Genomic DNA, 18,006 nt, shown 5'->3' on the forward strand with positions numbered 1-18,006 from the left:
CGCGGTGTCGACGGTCAATGTCACTACCGGCAGGTACGTTGTGACCATCTCGTGATATGCGAGACGCTCATTGTCACATCGAAGGTGGTAAAGGTGTTGTCAGTTCGACCGAGTTCGACCATCTGATGTGGACTCCGCCACCAGTTCCGGCGCTTGGGGCTGCCGGGGCGCCAACTCCACCTGACCCGGTGTTGTCAGTTCCTGATCCGACACCCCCAGTTCGGCCAACTTGCGGGCGCTCACCAGCACCCGCGCCTCCAACGACCCCACCGCCCGGTTGTACGCCGTCACCGCACCGCCGAGCGAGGCGCCGAGCTTGCCGACATGGTCACCGAGCGTCGACAACCGTCCGTACAGTTCCCGCGCCAGCGTGTGCACGGCCATCGCGTTGCGGGTCAGGTGCTCCTGCCGCCACGACCAGGCCACCGTACGCAGCAGGGCGACCAGGGTGGCCGGGGTCGCCAACACCACGTTGCGGGTGAACGCGTGCTCCAGCAGCGTCGGGTCGCGTTGCAGGGCGACGTCGAGGAAGGTGTCAGCCGGCACGAAGAGCACCACGAACTCCGGTGTGGACTCGAACGCCGCCCAGTACGACTTGGCAGCCAGCGCGTCGACGTGCGCCCGAAGGTGCCTCGCGTGCGCGTCGAGCTGGGTGTCCCGGCCGCGTTCGTCACGCGCCTCCATCGCGGTGAGGTACGCGTCGAACGGCGCCTTGGCGTCCACCACCACGCTACGCCCGCCGTGCAGCCTGACCACCAGGTCGGGGCGTACCGTCTGGTCGTCGGTGGCGGCGGTGACCTGTTCGGAGAAGTCGCAGTGCTCCAGCATGCCGGCGGCCTCGACGATCCGGCGCAACTGGTGCTCGCCCCACCGGCCGCGTACCTGCGGCGCCCGCAACGCCGCCACCAGCTGTTTCGTCTCGGTGCGCAGCTCACCGGAGACCACGCTCATCGAGCGGACCTGTTCGCGCAGCTCGGAGTAAGCGTCGACCCGGTCCCGCTCCAGCTCGGACACCCGCTGCTCGTAACGGCGCAGGGTCTCGTGCAACGGGGCCACCGCCCGGGCCACCGCCTCCTGGGACTGTGCCGTCGCCTCGTAGTTCAACGCCCGCATCGACTGCTCCAGCCGCCCCTCGCCCTCGCGGGTGGCGTGCAGCGTGGCGTCCAGCCGGGCGATCTCAGTCGCCGAGCGGGCCCGGGCGGCGAACCAGCCGACCGCGCCGCCGGCACCGAGGCAGACGACGACAACCGCGAGGGTCGAGAGCTCCATCCTCACGAGCTTGCCAAAGATGAGCCGCTCGCGCCTCGACGGGTACCCGCGCCTCGCCGGCCGAGTTGGCTGTCTCGCCGGTGCCAGCCTTCCCTATCCTCAGCCGGTGTTGCGCATGCCGGCGGCGATGCCGTTGACCGTGGTGAGCAGGGCGCGTTCGAGCGCCGTGCCGTCACTGGGTGCGCGCCGCCCGCCGGGCGCGGTGGCCACCGCCCGCCCGGCGGCACCGGAGTCGCGGTACTGCCGCAGCAGCGCCACCTGAAGGTGGTGCAGCGGCTCCAGGTAGGTGTCGCGTACCGCGAGGGTGCGTTGCAGCACCGGGGAGTTCTCCAGTAGGTCCGGTGAGTCGGTGACTGCGAGGACCTCCCGCCGGGTCAGCTCGTACTCCTGCTCGATCTTGTCGAAAATCGGGTGCAACTTCTTCGGCACCAGGGTCTCCACGTACCGGCGGGCGATGCCTAGGTCGGTCTTGGTCAGCATCATCTCCACGTTCGACAGGAACGTGCGGAAGAAGTGCCAGTTGCGGTGCATCTCGGCCAGTACATCGGCCAGCCCGGCCTCCCGGGCGGCGGCGAGGCCGGCGCCCACCCCGAACCAACCGGGCACGATCTGCCGGGTCTGGGTCCAGCCGAAGACCCAGGGAATGGCACGCAGCCCGGACAACCCGGCACCGGTGTCGGGTCGCTTCGCTGGCCGGGAACCGATGTTCAGCGCGCCGAGCAGTTCCGTCGGGGTGGACGCCCAGAAGTACGCGGGCAGGTCCGGATCCTCCACCAGTGACCGGTACGACCGGAACGCTGACTCCGACACCACGTCCATCGTCGCGTCCCAGCGCTCCAGCATCTCGGCGGGCTGCCGGGGCGCGGTGTGCAGCAGCGTCGACTGGAGCACGGCGGCCACGCTCAGCTCCAGGTTCTCCCGGGCCAGCGCGGGTAGCGTGTACTTGTCGGAGATGACCTCGCCCTGCTCGGTCACCTTGATCGCGCCGTCGAGCGTGCCGTACGGCTGGGCCAGGATCGCCTCGTGGGTGGGGCCGCCACCGCGGCCGACCGTGCCGCCCCGGCCGTGGAACAGCCGTAGCTGCACGCCGTGTCGGGCGGCCACGTCCCGCAGCGAGCGTTGGGCGCGGTGGATGGACCACTGGCTGGTGGTGATGCCGGCCTCCTTGTTCGAGTCGGAGTAACCGAGCATCACCTCCTGCACGTCACCCCGGGCCGCCACCAGCGCCCGGTACGCCGGCAACGACAGCAGCTCGTCGAGCAGCTCACCACCGGACTTCAGCTCGGCCGGCGTCTCCAGCAGCGGCACCAGGCCGATCCGGGCCCGGCCGGTGTGCACGTCGACCAGCCCGGCCTCGCGGGCGAGCACCACCGCGGCGAGCACGTCGTCCACACCGAGGGTCATCGAGATGATGTACGACTCGATCACCTCGGAGCCGAACCGGTCCTGCGTGTCGCGGATGGTGCCGAACACGTCGAACGTCTTGCGGGCCGACGGGGTCAGCGGCGTGTCCGCTGTCGACAGCGGACGGCGACCGGTCAACTCGTCGGCGAGCAGCTTGGCGCGCTCCAGCCGGGTCAACGAGGGGTAGTCGTCGACCTCACCCACCGCCCGGTAGAACTGGGCGAGCACCTCGTGGTGCTTCTCGGCGTGCTCGCGGACGTCCATGGTCGCCAGATGCAGGCCGAACGCTGAGACGGTACGGATGGTCGAGGCGAGCCGGCCGACGGCGGTGAGCTGACCGGAGTTGCGGGCCAGCGAGGCGCGCAGCAGGTCCAGGTCGGCGATCAGCTCGGCCGAGCCGCGGTAGTCCCGCCCCGGCACGTGCGGGGTGTCCTGCCGCAGTCGGGCCCGGGTGTTCGCGAGCTTGGCGCGAACACAGCGGGCCTTGAGTCGGTACGGCTCCTCGGCGTTGACCCGCCGGAACCGGGCCGCCACCTCGGGCAGCGCGTCGAGGTCGGCGGCGAGGCTGGCGGAGAGGTCGAGCGACACTCCGCGCAGCCGGCGGGACACCGACACCTCGTTGATCAGCTCTTCCATCGCCGCCTCGGTGGCGGTCAGCCCGTGCTCGTGCTGGATGGCCAGCACCTCGCGGGTCACCGTCGGGGTGACGAACGGATTGCCGTCCCGGTCACCGCCGATCCAGGTGCCGAAGGTCAGCGGCCGGGCCGTCGGCGAGGTCTCGACGCCGAGGGTACGCAGCGTCTCGGCGAGGTCGTCGAGCACCTGCGGGGCCGCCTCCGCGTACAGGTCGCGCAGGTAGTAGATGGCGTTGCGGGCCTCGTCGGTCGGGTCCGGCCGGTCCAGCCGCAGCTCGTCGGTCTGCCACATCAGGTCGAGCAGCTCGGCCAGCCGCCGGTTCGCCGGGCCCTCGTCGCTGGCGCCGTAGAGGATCGCGTTGGCGGTCTCGGCGTCCAGTTCGTCGGCGATTGCCCGCAGCTTGGACAGGATCGACCGGCGGGCCGCCTCGGTCGGATGGGCGGTGAAGACCGGGCGTACCGCCAGCCGGCGGGCCACCGACGCGATCTCCTCGGCCGGCACCCCCCGCTCGGCGATCATCTTGGCCGCCTGGTCCAGCCAGCCGCCCTGGATAGCGCGGCGGCGGCGCAGGTCACGGGCCCGGTGTACCTGCTCGGTGATGTTGGCCAGGTGAAAGTAGGTGGAGAAGGCGCGGGCCAGCTTGGTGCCGGTGGTCACATCGAGTCCGCCGAGTCGCCGGGCGGCGGCCGGGGCGTCGGTGCGGACCTGGGCGCGGATCTCCTCGACGAGGTCGAGCAGGGGACGCCCCTCCTGGCGGGCCAGCGTCTGCCCGAGCAGCGTGCCCAGGCGGCGGATGTCGGCGCGCAGGGCGGCGTCGGGGCCGTCATGATCATGCTGGTCGGTCACCATGCGCTCCTCACGTCAAGTACGAAGGACAGCGCTGTCCGACTTCCCCGATCGTATCCACGTGCACCCGCCCAGAAGGAGGGGCCCCGGGTTGTCGCCTTCATCATGTCCCGAGGGCGTTGACGGTGGCGGCCGGATGTGAGGCCGACGGAACGACCCGGTGCCTGGCGGAGGAACCTGACCGGGCCTGTCAGTCGACGACGGCGAAGGCGCGGACGGGGAAGGTGCCCATGCCGGCCACTCTCGGTGGGGCGGCGGTGAACCGGAAGCCGTCCGGCGGGAGGGCGCCCAGCCCGGTCAGGTGCTCCACGATCGGGATGCCGGCGGCCAGCAGAATGCTGTGCGCGGGCCGTTCACCTCCGGCCGCCGGGCCCATGTCGTCAATGTTGATCGAGTCGATGCCGACCAGGGCAGCGCCAGCGTCCACCAGCGCCTTCGCGCCGGCGTCGGTCAGGTGGGGCGCTTCCGGGGCGCCGTACCCGTCGGTGTCGAAGTAGGCGTCCCAGCCGGTGTGCAGCAACACCGCCTTGCCGGCGACGTCGTACGGCGCCAGCAGCAGCCGGTCAATTGCGCGGATGCCGGCGGGCAGCCGTACGACGAGTCCGGGCAGGTCGGCGAGACGGTCCAGCGGGAAGCCGGACAGGTCGGCACCGTCGGCGTACCGGTGGGCGGGGGTGTCCAGGTAGGTGCCGGTGTTGGCGATCATGTCGATCCGCGCCACGTGGAACTCGGTGCCCGGGGCGTAGTGCTTCCTCGACGCCGCGCGGGTCAGCCACTCGGTGATCCGCGGCGCCGGCCAGCCGGGCAGGGTGGTCATCCCGTCGGTGACCAGGTGACTCAACTCGATCAGCCGCCGGCCGGCGGTGCGGTCTGCGGCACCCGGGACGGCGCGACCGCCCTTGTGCGGCTCCTCGACGATTCTCTTGCTCTTGATCCGTACGTCGGAAACCATCAGCAGGCCGAGATGTCGGACGAACAGCGCCGCCAGGTCGCCGTCGTCGATTCCGTCACCGGGGATGTCCAGCCGGAACCCCTCGGCGCTCAGGCCGCCGCCGTCGTCGAAGACGACGTCGGCGTCGAACTGCGCGCGGAATTCCCCGTTCATCCGGGCAGCCGATCACAGCCCTGGCATCGGCGTCAATCTCGTTCGGGTGTCCCGGCCGGGGGCAGCTCGGCTCCCGACCCGGGCGTGGTAGGCGTGAACCGTCTGCGCTGTCAGCCCGAAGGGGCACCCGCAACCAGCACCCCGGCGCCGCCGGCCCGCCGTGCTCGCCCGGGCGGCGGTGATTGGTCGGTCCGGGGAGATAGTGTCAATCGGTAACGACCCCCCGTCCGGTCCGGACGTGGGGTGATCGTCGTGTCCCCGTCTCGGAAGTGATCATGACTGCGCTCACCGGACTGTTCGCCGCAGCCCTGGCCGACCCGGGCCTGGCCCGCGTCCGTGACCTGGCGCGCTCCGGCGCGGCCCAGGTCGACGGGCTGGACCTGACCGCCCCGCCGGCGCTGCGTTCATTCGCGGTCGCCGCAGTCGCGGCGGATCCGGGCAACGGCCACCTGACAACCGGCGGCGCGGGCCGGCCGGTGCTCGCGGTGACGGCCACCAGCCGGGAGGCCGATGACCTCGCCGCCGCGCTGGGTAGCCTGCTGCCGCCCGCGCAGGTGGCGATCTTTCCCAGCTGGGAGACGCTGCCACACGAGCGGCTCTCGCCCCGCTCCGACACCGTCGGCCGCCGGCTGGCCGTGCTGCGCCGGCTGGCCCATCCGGACTCGGCCGACGCGCACGGGCGTACCGGCCCGCTGCGGGTGGTGGTCGCGCCGGTCCGCTCGGTGCTGCAACCGCAGCTCAAGGGGCTTGGAAACCTCGAACCGGTGCGGCTCGCCGCCGGTGACGAGGCCGACCTGGAGCAGGTGGTGCGCCGGCTCACCGACATGGCGTACGCGCGGGTCGACCTGGTCACCAAGCGGGGGGAGTTCGCCGTGCGCGGCGGCATCCTCGACGTCTTCCCGCCCACCGACGAGCACCCTTCCCGGGTCGAGTTCTGGGGCGACGAGGTGGAGGAGATCCGCACCTTCGCCGTGGCCGACCAGCGCACCATCGAGCAGGTCGCCCTGCTCTGGGCGCCGCCCTGCCGGGAGCTGCTGCTCACCCCGGCGGTCCGCGAACAGGCTGCCGAGTTGGCCCGGCAGCATCCCGAGCTGGCCGAGATCCTCGACAAGCTGGCCGGAGGCGTACCTGTGGAGGGGATGGAGTCGCTCGCCCCGGCGCTGATCGGCGGCGACTCGATGGAGCTGCTGCTGGACTGCATGCCGGCCAGCACCCACGTACTGCTCTGCGACCCGGAGCGCATCCGCACCCGGGCACACGATCTGGTGCGTACCTCGGACGAGTTCCTCCAGGCCAGTTGGGCCGCGGCGGCCGTCGGTGGCCAGGCCCCGATCGACCTCGGGGCTGCCGCGTTCCGCACCCTCGCCGAGGTACGCGCGACCGCCGCCACGCTACGCCAGCCCTGGTGGACGGTCTCCCCGTTCGGGCTGGCAGAGCCAGACGTCGCCGCCACCCGGCAGCCGTGGGAAGACGAACCGGAAGCGGTCGACGTCACCCCCGACGATGCGATCGCGGTGGCCTTGGCCGCCCAGCCCGCACCGCTCTACCACGGCGAGAGCGCCCGGGTGGTCGACGACCTGTTGCGGTGGACGGCCGCGGGATGGTCGATCGTGCTGGTTTTCGAGGGGCACGGCCCCGCCCAGCGGGCGGTCGAGGTGCTGCGCGACGGTGGCCTGGGCGCCCGGCTGACCGAGGAGGTGCCGGAAGCTCCCGCCCCGGGCGAGGTGCTGGTCACCTGCGGCAGCCTGACCGGCGGTTTCGTCGACGAGGCTGCCCGGTTCGTGCTGCTAACCGGCAGCGACGTCACCGGCGGCCGGGGCGTCTCGACCCGTGACATGCGGAAGATGCCGAGCCGGCGGCGCAACACCATCGACCCGCTGGAGCTGCGCGCCGGCGACCACGTGGTGCACGAGCAGCACGGCATCGGCCGGTACGTCGAGCTGGTGCAGCGCACCGTGAACGGCGCCTCCCGGGAGTACCTCGTCATCGAGTACGCGCCGAGTAAGCGCGGCCAGCCGGGTGACCGTCTCTTCGTCCCCACCGACCAGCTCGACCAGCTGAGCCGCTACGTCGGCGGTGAGCAGCCGACCCTGCACAAGATGGGCGGCTCGGACTGGCAGAAGTCCAAGGCCCGGGCCCGCAAGGCGGTCCGCGAGATCGCCGCCCAGCTGATCCAGCTCTACGCCGCGCGCAAGGCGTCCAGGGGTCACAACTTCGGTCCGGACACCCCGTGGCAGCGGGAGCTGGAGGACGCCTTTCCCTGGCAGGAGACGCCCGACCAGCTCGCGGCCATCGAAGAGGTCAAGCGGGACATGGAGCAGGGCGTCCCGATGGACCGGCTGATCTGCGGCGACGTCGGCTACGGCAAGACCGAGATCGCGGTACGGGCGGCGTTCAAGGCGGTGCAGGACGGTAAGCAGGTGGCCGTGCTGGTGCCGACGACGCTGCTGGTGCAGCAGCACTACAACACCTTCGCCGAGCGGATGAACCAGTTCCCGGTCAGCATCCGGCAGCTGTCCCGGTTCCAGACGCCGAAGGAGTCCGAGCAGACGCTCGCGGCGGTCGCCGACGGCACCGCCGACATCGTGATCGGCACGCACCGCCTGCTGGCGGCGGCGACCCGGTTCAAGTCGCTGGGTCTGGTGATCGTCGACGAGGAGCAGCGCTTCGGCGTCGAGCACAAGGAGCACCTCAAGTCGATGCGGGCCGCGGTCGACGTGCTGAGCATGTCGGCCACCCCGATCCCGCGCACCCTGGAGATGGCGATCACCGGGATCCGGGAGATGTCCACCATCGCCACGCCGCCGGAGGAGCGGCATCCGGTGCTCACCGCGGTCGGGGCGCACGACGACCGGCAGGTGGCCGCCGCGATCCACCGCGAGTTGCTCCGCGACGGCCAGGTCTTCTACCTGCACAACCGGGTCGAGTCGATCGACCGGACGGCGCGCCGGCTGCGGGAGCTGGTGCCCGAGGCCCGGGTGGCGGTGGCGCACGGCCAGATGGGCGAGGACGCCCTGGAGAAGGTCATGGTCGGCTTCTGGGAGAAGGAGTTCGACGTCCTGGTCTGCACCACGATCGTGGAGTCCGGCATCGACATCCCGAACGCGAACACGCTGATCGTCGAGCGGGCCGACCTGCTCGGCCTGGCGCAGTTGCACCAGATCCGGGGCCGGGTGGGCCGGGGCCGGGAGCGGGCGTACGCGTACTTCCTCTACCCGCCGGAAAAGCCGCTCACCGAGCACGCACACGAGCGGCTGGCCACCATCGCCCAGCACACCGAGCTGGGCGCCGGCATGTACGTGGCGATGAAGGACCTGGAGATCCGGGGTGCCGGCAACCTGCTCGGCGGTGAGCAGTCCGGGCACATCGAAGGCGTCGGGTTCGACCTCTACGTGCGGATGGTCGGCGAGGCGGTGCAGGCGTTCAAGGGTGAACGACCGGAGGAGGAGAGCGACGTCAAGATCGACCTCCCGGTGGACGCGCACCTGCCGCACGACTACGTGAGTGTGGAACGGCTGCGCCTGGAGATGTACCGCAAGCTGGCCGAGGCCCGCGACGACGAGCGGCTGCGCGAGGTGGCCGCCGAGATGACCGACCGGTACGGCGAGCCGCCGGCCACGGTGCAGAACCTGATCGCGGTGGCCCGGTTCCGGCTGCTGGCCCGCCGTTACGGCCTCACCGACGTCAGCATGCAGGGCAAGCACCTCCGGTTCGGCCCGCTGCCACTGCCGGACTCGAAGCAGTTGCGGCTCAAGCGCTACCACCCCGACTCGGTCTACAAGGTGGCGCTCGACCAGGTCAGCGTGCCCCGTCCGACGACCCGCCGGGTCGGCGGCGAGCCGCTGCGCGACCAGGCCTTGCTGGAGTGGTGTGCCCAGTTGCTCTCCGACGTCCTCGGCGTACCCGCCGGTGTCACCGGTGGGTAGGGGGCATGAGAGAGTGACCGGCATGCGTGCTCGCCGTCTAGTCGCCGTCGCCAGCGTGGCGGTCGGCCTCGTCGCCCTCGCCGGTTGCCGTTCCGGGCCTGGCGTCGCCGCCTACGTCGGTGACCACCGGATCACCGAGGACGCGGTCACCGCGGTGATCGAGGACGCGCGGTCGAAGAACCCGACGCCTACCGAGACGGCCGAGCCGCTGCCCGGGCAGGAGCCGCAGCTGCCGGGTCAGCAGCCGCAGTTGCCGGCGCGCAGCCAGGTGGTGAGCACCCTGGTGCTCACCGAGGTCTGTGCGCGGATCTCCGCCGCCGAGGGCTACCAGTCGCAGGGCCGGGTCGAACCGGCGCAGGTCGCCCAGGGCGTCGGACTGGACCCTGAGACCGGGTACGTGCGGCAGGTGGCCGAGCTGTACACCTGCCTGTCCGGCATCCCGGTCGGCGCGCCGGTGGCACCGACCGAGCAGGAGCTCATCGACCTGGTGGCGGCCGGCAAGCGGGCCGGTGCCGTACCCGCCGAGGTGACCGTCGAGCAGGCCGCCTCCCAGCTCGACGGCGATCAGCTGCGCCAGGCCCTGGCCAGCCGCGACTCGCTCAGCGGGGCGGTCGAGGCGTACGACGTCACGGTCAACCCACGGTACCGTCCGCTGGTGTTCCCGGTGCTGAGCTTCACCGGGCAGAACATCGCGGTGGGTGTGCCGCTGGGCGAGCCGGCCTCCGACGCGGTCACCGACATCTCCACCCCGAAGCCGCAGGTGACGTCGACCGAGCCGACCGAGCCGACCGACGGCTGAGCATGCGCCGGATCGTGCTGCTGGTGACCTCGCCCCGGCTGCCGGCCGGCCTGCTGACGGCGACCGCCTGGGATGTCGTACGCGCCGCCCCGGTGCTGGCCGGCGCGGAGAGTGAGCTGACCACGGCCCTGCGGGTGGCGGGCGCGCAGGTGCGGGTGCTCGACGGCCCGGCGGTGCCCGCGTTGCTGGACGCGGCGGCGGCACACGACACGGTGGTCTGGCTGGCCGGCCCGGCCGGCGACGAGTCGCTGGCCCGGGAGCTCGGCCTGCGGCTGGCGCGGGAACCAGGGCTGGCGGAGCTGGAGCTGATGTACGGCTCGTGGGATCCGCCGGGGGCACGGTTGCTCGACGCGGTGGCCGTGCTCGACCGGCTGCTGTCGCCGGGCGGTGACCCGTGGAAGCGGTCGCAGACCCATCAGAGCCTCGCCGGGTTCCTGCTGGAGGAGTGCTACGAGGCGTACGACGCGATCGGCGCCGGTGACACCGACGCGTTGCGTGAGGAGTTGGGTGACGTGCTGCTCCAGGTGGTGCTGCACGCCCGGCTGGCCGAGGCGCTGCCCGAGGGCGAGCGGTGGACCGTGGACGACGTGGCCGGTGGGCTGGTCGACAAGATGATCCGGCGCAACCCGCACGTGTTCGCCGGTGCCGAGGCGGGCACGCTGGAGGAGATCACCGCTGACTGGGAACGGATCAAGCAGGCCGAGAAGGCGCGCGACTCGGTGCTCGACGGCATCGCGCTGAGTCAGCCCGCGCTCGCGCTGGCCGCGAAGATCCTGGAGCGGGCCGGTCGGGTCGGCATCACGGTGCCGTTGCCGGTGCCGAAGGCGCAGCCCGACGCCGAGGCCGCCCTGGGCACCAGCCTGCTCGGCATGGTCGCCCAGGCCCGCGAGGCGGGGCTGGACCCGGAAGCCGCCCTGCGCCGCGCCACCCTCACCCACGCCCAGGCCATCCGCACCGCCGAACGGGGTGGGTAGGGTCGGTGGGGTGGAACGGTTCCAGGTGGTTGGGGAGCGGATCGTCGAGGCGCTGCTGGCCAGTCGGCCGGGGTTGGCCAGGGCGGCGGGGGACCATCGCTTCGACGACCGGTTGCCGGATTTCTCGGCCGATGCGGTCGCGGCCGACCGGGCGATGCTCACCGACGCGGCCAGCGTGTTGTGCGAGATCGACGCCGATGCCCTCGACATCGAGGAACAGGTGGATCATGCCATGCTCGCCGGCCTCGTCGACCGCGAGCTGTTCGAGCTGACCGAGATCCGGGCGCACGAGTGGAACCCGCTCGCCTACCATCCCGGCCCACTGTTGCACGCCATCCTCGCCCGCCCGTACGCCCCGGCAGACGTCCGGCTGACCGCTCTCGCGGGGCGGCTCGCCGCCGTACCGGACGCGTTGGCCACCGCGCGCGCGACGCTGCGCGACGTCCCCCGCGTCCATGCCGAGACCGCGGTCGGGCAGTTCACCGGCGCGGCGACGTTGGTCCGGGACGAGGTGCCGGTACTGCTGGCGCAGGCCCCCGCGCTTCTTGACCAGGTCGGGCCGGCCGCCACCGCGGCCCTCGCCGCGCTGGACGAGTTCGTCGCCTGGCTGCGCACCGGCCTGACCGCCGAGGCCGGGCCGGGCCGCGATCCCCGGCTGGGCCGACGGCGCTGGGAGGCACGGCTCTGGCACGCACTCGACACCGAACTGGGTGCGGCCGAGATCCAACGCCGGGCCTGGGCCAACCTCGACCGGATCACCGACGAGATCCGCGCGGTGGCGGTCGAGCTGGTCGGGGGCCCGGCCGACGACGACACGGTACGCCGGGCGCTCGGTCTGCTCGCCGCCGAACATCCCGACGACCACACCATCGTCGAGCTGGCCTCGATAACGCTCGACGAGGCGAGCGACTTCGTCCGTGCCCACGACCTGGTGACCGTGCCGGACGACCGGTGCGTCATCCAGGTGATGCCGCAGTTCGCCCGGGGTGTCGCGGTGGCCTACTGCGACGCTCCCGGCGGGTTGGAAATCGCTGACGTGCCGACGTTCTACTGCATCGCACCCACCCCGGCGGACTGGCCGGCGCCCCGGGTCGAGTCGTTCTACCGCGAGTACAACGACCACATGATCCGTAATCTGACGGTGCACGAGGCGATGCCCGGTCACTTCCTTCAGCTCGCGCACGCCCGCCGGTACGCCGGGGCCACCCGGGTGCGGGCGCTTTCCCGCTCCGGCCCGTTCGTCGAGGGCTGGGCGGTCTATGCCGAGGAGCTGATGGCCGGGTACGGCTTCGGCGGCCTACCGGTGCGGCTGCAGCAGCTGAAGATGCAGCTCCGGATGACCCTCAACGCGCTGCTCGACCAGTTGGTGCACGCCGACGGGCTCTCCGAGGTCGAGGCGATGGCCCTGCTGACCGGGCGCGGTTTCCAGGAAGAGGGCGAGGCCGCCGGAAAGTGGCGGCGCGCACTGCTCACCTCGACCCAGCTGTCCACGTACTTCGTCGGCTACAGCGAGCTGGCCGAGGTCGCCGCCGACCGGCCGCAGCACGTGTCGCTGCGCGACTGGCACGACGAGATGCTCGCCCATGGCAGCCCGCCGCCGCGCCATCTGCGCACCCTGCTCGGCCGATGAGGCGGCGCGGGGATCAGGGTTCGGCTGTTCGCCGGTCCACCACTCCGGCGCCCGCCGGCAGGTCGAACGCGCCTCCGTCGACCTGGTCGTCGTAGCGGCTCAACGCCAGCTCGACCGGCTGGCCGTCGAGTTGACCGGTGAAGCTGCCCAGCGCACCCTCACCGGTCACACAGGTGGTGAAGCTGTCGGTGTCCTGGCGTACGTCGACGCAGGTGGCGTGGTGACCGGCGACGGTGCTGCTGCGTTCGGTGATGACCGCGCCCGGATCCAGCGCTGCACTGGTCAGCCGGCCCATCACCATCGGCGGCGTGATCACCCCTTGCAGCTCGGCCTCAGCGAAGACCACCACCGAGGGTTTGCTGTTGGGTGCGGGGGGCTCCTCCAGCGTGCAGACCGTCCGCGCGCCGTCCACGTCGCATCGGGTGGTCGCGTCGTCGGTCACCGTCAGCTTGCCGCCGGGCCACGTGTAGCTGGAGCGGGCCGGTTCCTGGGACTGGACGAACGAGGCGGTCTGCCCGCCGTGGAGCCGGTACTCCGCCGAGTAGGTCAACTCCAGCGCCCGGTCCATCCGGGCGGCGAGGTCATTGACGATGTCGGCACGACCCATGGTCCGCCCGGCGTCGTGGAGAGTTTGACAGCCAGTGACGGTGAGCAACGTGATGACCGACACAGCGAGCGTACGGAGAGTGGTCGAGGCGGCGGGCATGGCGACCAGCCTGATCGATGAGGTCCCACTCGTGCAAACTCGCTGCCGGTTGACGCCCGAGAATCCGGGAATGTCCGACTCGTTAGAACTCGGAGCGTAGTGGTTGGGCCGCCCGGTCGCAGTGCGCCGGGGCGAAGACCGATACGCTGCGTTCAACACCTGCCTCAGCCGCACCGTCGCGGCCGATACCGGACGAGACCCCACGAACGAGGAGCAACTCAGTGGCAACCATCGAGGTAATCGAGGCTCGGGAGATCCTGGACTCGCGGGGCAACCCGACGGTCGAGGTCGAGGTCGGGCTCGACGACGGGACGATCTCGCGGGCGGCGGTGCCCTCCGGCGCCTCCACCGGCGCCTTCGAGGCGATCGAGCTGCGCGACGGTGACAAGAGCCGCTACCTGGGCAAGGGTGTGGAGAAGGCGGTCGCCAACATCGAGGACCGGATCGTCGACCAGCTGATCGGCTACGAGGCCAGCGAGCAGCGGGCGATCGACCAGCGGATGCTCGACATCGACGGCACCGACAACAAGGCCGAGTTGGGCGCCAACGCCATCCTCGGGATCTCCCTGGCGGTCGCCAAGGCCGCTGCCGGCAGCGCCGACCTTAGCCTGTTCCGCTATCTGGGCGGGCCGAACGCGCACCTGCTGCCGGTGCCGATGATGAACATCCTCAACGGCGGCGCACACGCCGACAGCAACGTCGACATCCAGGAGTTCATGATCGCGCCGATCGGCGCGCCCAGCTTCCGCGAGGCGCTGCGCTCCGGTGCCGAGGTCTACCACGCGCTGAAGTCGGTGCTGAAGAAGAAGGACCTGTCGACCGGGCTCGGTGACGAGGGTGGCTTCGCGCCGAACCTGCCGACCAACGCCGCGGCGCTGGACCTTATCGCCGAGGCGGTGGAGAAGGCCGGCTACCGGCTGGGCACCGACATCGTCTTCGCTCTCGACGTGGCCGCCACCGAATTCTTCGCGGGCGGCAGCTACACCTTTGAAGGCGTTGCGAAGAACGCCGAGGAGATGAGCGAGTACTACACGAAGCTCGCCGACGCGTACCCGATCGTCTCCATCGAGGACCCGCTGGCGGAGGACGACTGGACCGGGTGGCAGACGCTGACCGCCGCGATCGGCGACCGGGTCCAGATCGTCGGTGACGACCTGTTCGTCACCAACCCGCAGCGCATCGCCCGGGGCATCGCCGAGAAGTCGGCGAACGCAGTACTGGTCAAGGTCAACCAGATCGGCTCGTTGACCGAGACGCTGGACGCGGTGGACCTGGCCCACCGGGCAGGCTTCAAGTGCATGATGAGCCACCGCTCCGGCGAGACCGAGGACACCACCATCGCCGACCTGGCGGTGGCCACCGGCTGCGGCCAGATCAAGACCGGTGCCCCGGCCCGGTCGGACCGCGTCGCCAAGTACAACCAGCTCCTGCGCATCGAGGAGGAACTGGCCGACGCGGCGCGGTACGCCGGAGCGGGCGCCTTCCCGCGCTACCGTTCCGCCTGAACGCCGTACCTCGGGGAGGGGTGTGATGCAACAGCGCCGCACGCCGGGTGGTCAGCGTCCGGCCCGCCGCCCGGGTCGCGCCGGGCGGCCCGGCACCGTCCGCGACGGCGGTGTCCGTGCCGAGCCGCGCGCCGCGGCCGGTCGGGCTCCGTCGGCCGGCCGGGGCACCGAGGCCGTGCGCTCCGCCAAGCGGCCCGCCGTCGCCCGTCGGGCGGCCGGCGGCGCGGTCACCCGGCTGGACGCACCCCGACCCCGAGGTCTCACCGGGCGCGCCACCGTGCTGATCGCGGTGCTGATCGCGCTCGCACTCGCCTACACCTATCCCGTCCGGGTCTACCTCGACCAGCAGGCCGACATCGAGCGGATGGAGGCGTCGCAGGCCGCCCAGCGGAAGCTGATCGCCGAGCTGACCACCAAGGCGGAGAAGTGGCAGGACGACGCGTACATCGAGGCGATGGCGCGGGAGCGGTTCTTCATGACCCGGCGCGGCGAGAAGATGGTGTTGCTGCTCGACGACCCGTCCGGTGCGGCCCGGGACACGGGAATCGCCGACCCGACGGCACCGGTCACACCGGACACCTGGTACGACACCCTCTGGTCGAGCGTGCGCGCCGCCGACGCCAACCAGACCGACGAGTGAGCACCACCTGAGCACCGAACGAGAGATGGCACCGTGACTGGCCTACCACCGCAGGAGCCGGCGGCGACCTCCGTACCCCCACCGGCGCGGGAGGTGGCCACCGAGGCCGACCTGGCCGCAGTGGCCGCGCAGCTCGGCCGCCCGCCGCGGGGTACCCGGGCGGTGGCCCACCGTTGCCCGTGCGGCCTGCCCGACGTGGTGGAGACGACTCCCCGACTGGCCGACGGCACACCGTTCCCGACGCTGTTCTATCTGACCTGCCCCCGGGCCACCGCGGCGTGCAGCCGACTGGAGTCGGCCGGGCTGATGCGGGAGATGGCCGACCGGCTGGCCACCGATCCGGAGCTGGCCGTCCGGTACCGCACCGCACACGAGGACTACCTGACCCGCCGGGCGGCTGTCGCCGAGGTGCCCGAGATCGCCGGCATCTCGGCCGGCGGGATGCCCGGTCGGGTGAAGTGCCTGCACGTGCAGTTGGGCCACGCGCTCGGCGCCGGTTCCGGAGTGAACCCGTTCGGCGACGAGACACTGGAGCTCGTCGGGCCCTGGTGGACGGCGGGCCGCTGCGTCGACGTGCCGGACGCCGAGTGAGCGCCGAGCCCGCCCCGCCGACGGTCGTGCCGGGTGAGGTGGTGGTCCGGCGGGCCCGGACCGCCGACGTGCGGGCGATCCGGCGGCTGGTCGACACCTACACCGATGATCGCCGCCTGCTCAGCAAGGCGACGGTCACGCTCTACGAGGACGTGCAGGAGTTCCGGGTGGCCAGCCGGGTCTCCGACGACACGGTGGTGGGCTGCGGCGCGCTGCACGTGATGTGGGAGGACCTGGCCGAGATCCGTACGGTGGCGGTCGACCCGAGTTGCCGGGGGCAGCGGATCGGGCACCGGATCGTCGCCGAGCTGATTGACGCGGCGCGCGGGCTGGGTGTGTCACGCATTTTCGTGCTGACCTTCGAGACCCGGTTCTTCACCTCGTTCGGCTTCACTGAGATCGACGGTGCACCCGTGCCGCACCCGGTCTACGAGCAACTGCTGCGTTCCTATGACGAGGGCGTCGCCGAGTTCCTCGACCTGGAGCGGGTCAAGCCGAACACTCTGGGTAACACCCGGATGCTGCTGCGCCTCTGACCCGGCCGGGTGGTCCGGGCCCCCGCTGTAGGGTTTCGACGTGACGACGCGCGTGGCCGCCATCGACTGCGGCACCAACTCCATCAGGCTGCTGGTCGCCGACCTGCCCGACCCGGCGGCAGGGCCGACCGTGCCGCTGGTCGATCTGTGCCGCCGGATGGAGATCGTCCGACTGGGGCAGGGCGTCGACGCGACGGGTCGCCTCGCCCCGGAGGCGATCGAGCGGACCCGGATCGCCCTGGCCGACTACGTCACCGAGATCGAGAAGCTGGATGCCAAGGGGGTGCGGATGTGTGCCACGTCGGCCACCAGGGACGCCGAGAACGCGGCGGAGTTCCGGACCATGGTGGAGCAGACTCTCGGCGTCACGCCGGAGGTGGTCAGCGGCGACGAGGAGGCCCGACTCTCGTTCGCCGGTGCGGTGCGCGGGCTGCCGGCTGACGCGACCTCGCCGTACCTGGTGGTCGACATCGGCGGAGGTTCGACCGAGTTCGTCGTCGGCCGGGAAACCGGTGTCGACGCGGCCATCTCGGTGGACGTCGGCTGCGTCCGGATGACCGAGCGCCACCTGCACGGCGACCCGCCCGGCCTGGACGAGACAGCTGCTGCGCAGGCGGACATCTCGGCCGCGGTGGATCGGGCGCTGGCCGCCGTGCGGGGGCGGGAGGCGGCCACCCTGGTCGGGCTCGCCGGCTCGGTCACCACCGTGGTCGCGATCGCCCAGGGCCTCACCGGGTACGACCCGGCCCGCATCCAGCACGCCCGGGTGTCGTACGAGCGGGTCGCGGAGATCACCGCCGACCTGCTGGCGATGACCCGGGAACAGCGGCTGGCGATCCCGGTGATGCACCCCGGCCGCGCTGATGTGATCGGCGCGGGCGCCCTGGTACTTCGCGTGATCATGGAACGGGCGGGCCTGGACGCGGTGGTCGCCTCCGAGCACGACATCCTCGACGGCATCGCCTGGAGCCTGGCCAGGCCAACCTGACCGCGCACGTGATCCTGGGAATAGCTGAACGGATGAGGTTCGCGGGGCAACGGGCGACGCCCATGATCGCTTACGGTGTCGTCTGCTCAGCTGCCCCTTGGGAGGACAATCCGTGTCAGAGCAAGTCGCACCGCCGCCGGCATCGTCGGTCGAGCCGGAGAAGAAGCCCGGCGGTAGAAGCTACTCGGCATCGTGGGCGCGATCGTCGCCTTCGCCGTGGTGGCCGGCCTGAAGTTCGGCCTCGCCAGCCTCTTCGACTCGGATGAGGCGGCGGAGGCGAAGGCAGGTGACTGCATCGCCGAGCTGTCCGAAACCATCGGGGACGAGGAGACCGAGGTCGACGGCGCGAAGGTGGTCTCCTGCACCGCCTCCGCCGCCGTGTACAAACGTGGCCGGTCGGGTCGACGGTCAGACGCGAACGGGAGGTGAATGCCACTGTTCCGGCATCTTC

At 71.4% G+C, this 18,006-nt stretch carries 14 protein-coding genes; 10 read left to right on the forward strand and 4 right to left on the reverse strand.

Annotated elements, in window-relative coordinates; all coding sequences use genetic code 11:
- Positions 1–99: 99 nt before the first annotated feature.
- The 3 genes from ACFHWY_RS11690 to ACFHWY_RS11700 form a co-directional block, all read right to left on the reverse strand.
- A complete protein-coding gene (locus ACFHWY_RS11690) occupies positions 100–1,269 on the reverse strand; it encodes a DNA recombination protein RmuC (RefSeq protein ID WP_416580175.1) in 1,170 nt (389 codons plus the stop codon).
- A 99-nt stretch (positions 1,270–1,368) separates the two neighbouring features.
- Positions 1,369–4,155 carry a phosphoenolpyruvate carboxylase gene (ppc, locus tag ACFHWY_RS11695; protein WP_416580176.1) on the reverse strand — a complete coding sequence of 929 codons (2,787 nt, stop codon included), beginning with the start codon at positions 4,153–4,155 and terminating at the stop codon, positions 1,369–1,371.
- A 190-nt stretch (positions 4,156–4,345) separates the two neighbouring features.
- Positions 4,346–5,260 (reverse strand): cyclase family protein, encoded by a 915-nt coding sequence (locus tag ACFHWY_RS11700; protein WP_416580177.1) that lies wholly within the window; start codon positions 5,258–5,260, stop codon positions 4,346–4,348.
- A 275-nt stretch (positions 5,261–5,535) separates the two neighbouring features.
- Between ACFHWY_RS11700 and mfd the strand changes: the two genes are divergently transcribed.
- From mfd to ACFHWY_RS11720, 4 genes are read left to right on the forward strand one after another with little or no spacing between them, the layout of a single operon-like run.
- The gene (gene mfd, locus ACFHWY_RS11705) at positions 5,536–9,186 is read left to right on the forward strand and encodes a transcription-repair coupling factor (protein WP_416580178.1); all 3,651 of its coding nucleotides are present in this window, start codon (positions 5,536–5,538) and stop codon (positions 9,184–9,186) included.
- A gap of 22 nt (positions 9,187–9,208) precedes the next feature.
- The gene (locus tag ACFHWY_RS11710) at positions 9,209–9,985 is read left to right on the forward strand and encodes a hypothetical protein (RefSeq protein ID WP_416580179.1); all 777 of its coding nucleotides are present in this window, start codon (positions 9,209–9,211) and stop codon (positions 9,983–9,985) included.
- Positions 9,986–9,987: 2 nt separating this feature from the next.
- Positions 9,988–10,959 carry a nucleoside triphosphate pyrophosphohydrolase gene (locus tag ACFHWY_RS11715; RefSeq protein ID WP_416580180.1) on the forward strand — a complete coding sequence of 324 codons (972 nt, stop codon included), beginning with the start codon at positions 9,988–9,990 and terminating at the stop codon, positions 10,957–10,959.
- Between the two features lie 10 nt (positions 10,960–10,969).
- Positions 10,970–12,589 carry a DUF885 domain-containing protein gene (locus ACFHWY_RS11720; RefSeq protein ID WP_416580181.1) on the forward strand — a complete coding sequence of 540 codons (1,620 nt, stop codon included), beginning with the start codon at positions 10,970–10,972 and terminating at the stop codon, positions 12,587–12,589.
- Between the two features lie 13 nt (positions 12,590–12,602).
- Here ACFHWY_RS11720 and ACFHWY_RS11725 read toward each other — a convergent pair whose 3' ends face one another.
- Complete coding sequence (locus ACFHWY_RS11725) at positions 12,603–13,295, reverse strand: hypothetical protein (RefSeq protein ID WP_416580182.1); 693 nt, start codon at positions 13,293–13,295, stop codon at positions 12,603–12,605.
- Between the two features lie 221 nt (positions 13,296–13,516).
- Between ACFHWY_RS11725 and eno the strand changes: the two genes are divergently transcribed.
- The 6 genes from eno (at position 13,517) to ACFHWY_RS11755 (ending at position 17,984) form a co-directional block, all read left to right on the forward strand.
- On the forward strand, positions 13,517–14,800 hold the full coding sequence (gene eno / locus ACFHWY_RS11730; protein WP_416580183.1) for a phosphopyruvate hydratase: 1,284 nt from the start codon (positions 13,517–13,519) through the stop codon (positions 14,798–14,800).
- Positions 14,801–14,825: 25 nt separating this feature from the next.
- A complete protein-coding gene (locus tag ACFHWY_RS11735) occupies positions 14,826–15,440 on the forward strand; it encodes an FtsB family cell division protein (RefSeq protein WP_416580184.1) in 615 nt (204 codons plus the stop codon).
- A 33-nt stretch (positions 15,441–15,473) separates the two neighbouring features.
- The gene (locus ACFHWY_RS11740) at positions 15,474–16,031 is read left to right on the forward strand and encodes a DUF501 domain-containing protein (protein WP_416580185.1); all 558 of its coding nucleotides are present in this window, start codon (positions 15,474–15,476) and stop codon (positions 16,029–16,031) included.
- Between the two features lie 26 nt (positions 16,032–16,057).
- Positions 16,058–16,567 carry an amino-acid N-acetyltransferase gene (locus tag ACFHWY_RS11745; RefSeq protein WP_416580332.1) on the forward strand — a complete coding sequence of 170 codons (510 nt, stop codon included), beginning with the start codon at positions 16,058–16,060 and terminating at the stop codon, positions 16,565–16,567.
- Positions 16,568–16,619: 52 nt separating this feature from the next.
- Positions 16,620–17,555 (forward strand): exopolyphosphatase, encoded by a 936-nt coding sequence (locus ACFHWY_RS11750; protein ID WP_416580333.1) that lies wholly within the window; start codon positions 16,620–16,622, stop codon positions 17,553–17,555.
- A gap of 192 nt (positions 17,556–17,747) precedes the next feature.
- A complete protein-coding gene (locus ACFHWY_RS11755; protein ID WP_416580186.1) occupies positions 17,748–17,984 on the forward strand; it encodes a hypothetical protein in 237 nt (78 codons plus the stop codon).
- The last annotated feature ends 22 nt before the right edge of the window (positions 17,985–18,006 follow it).

It is taken from the genome of Micromonospora sp. LOL_024, from assembly GCF_048060415.1.
Classification (GTDB): domain Bacteria; phylum Actinomycetota; class Actinomycetes; order Mycobacteriales; family Micromonosporaceae; genus Micromonospora.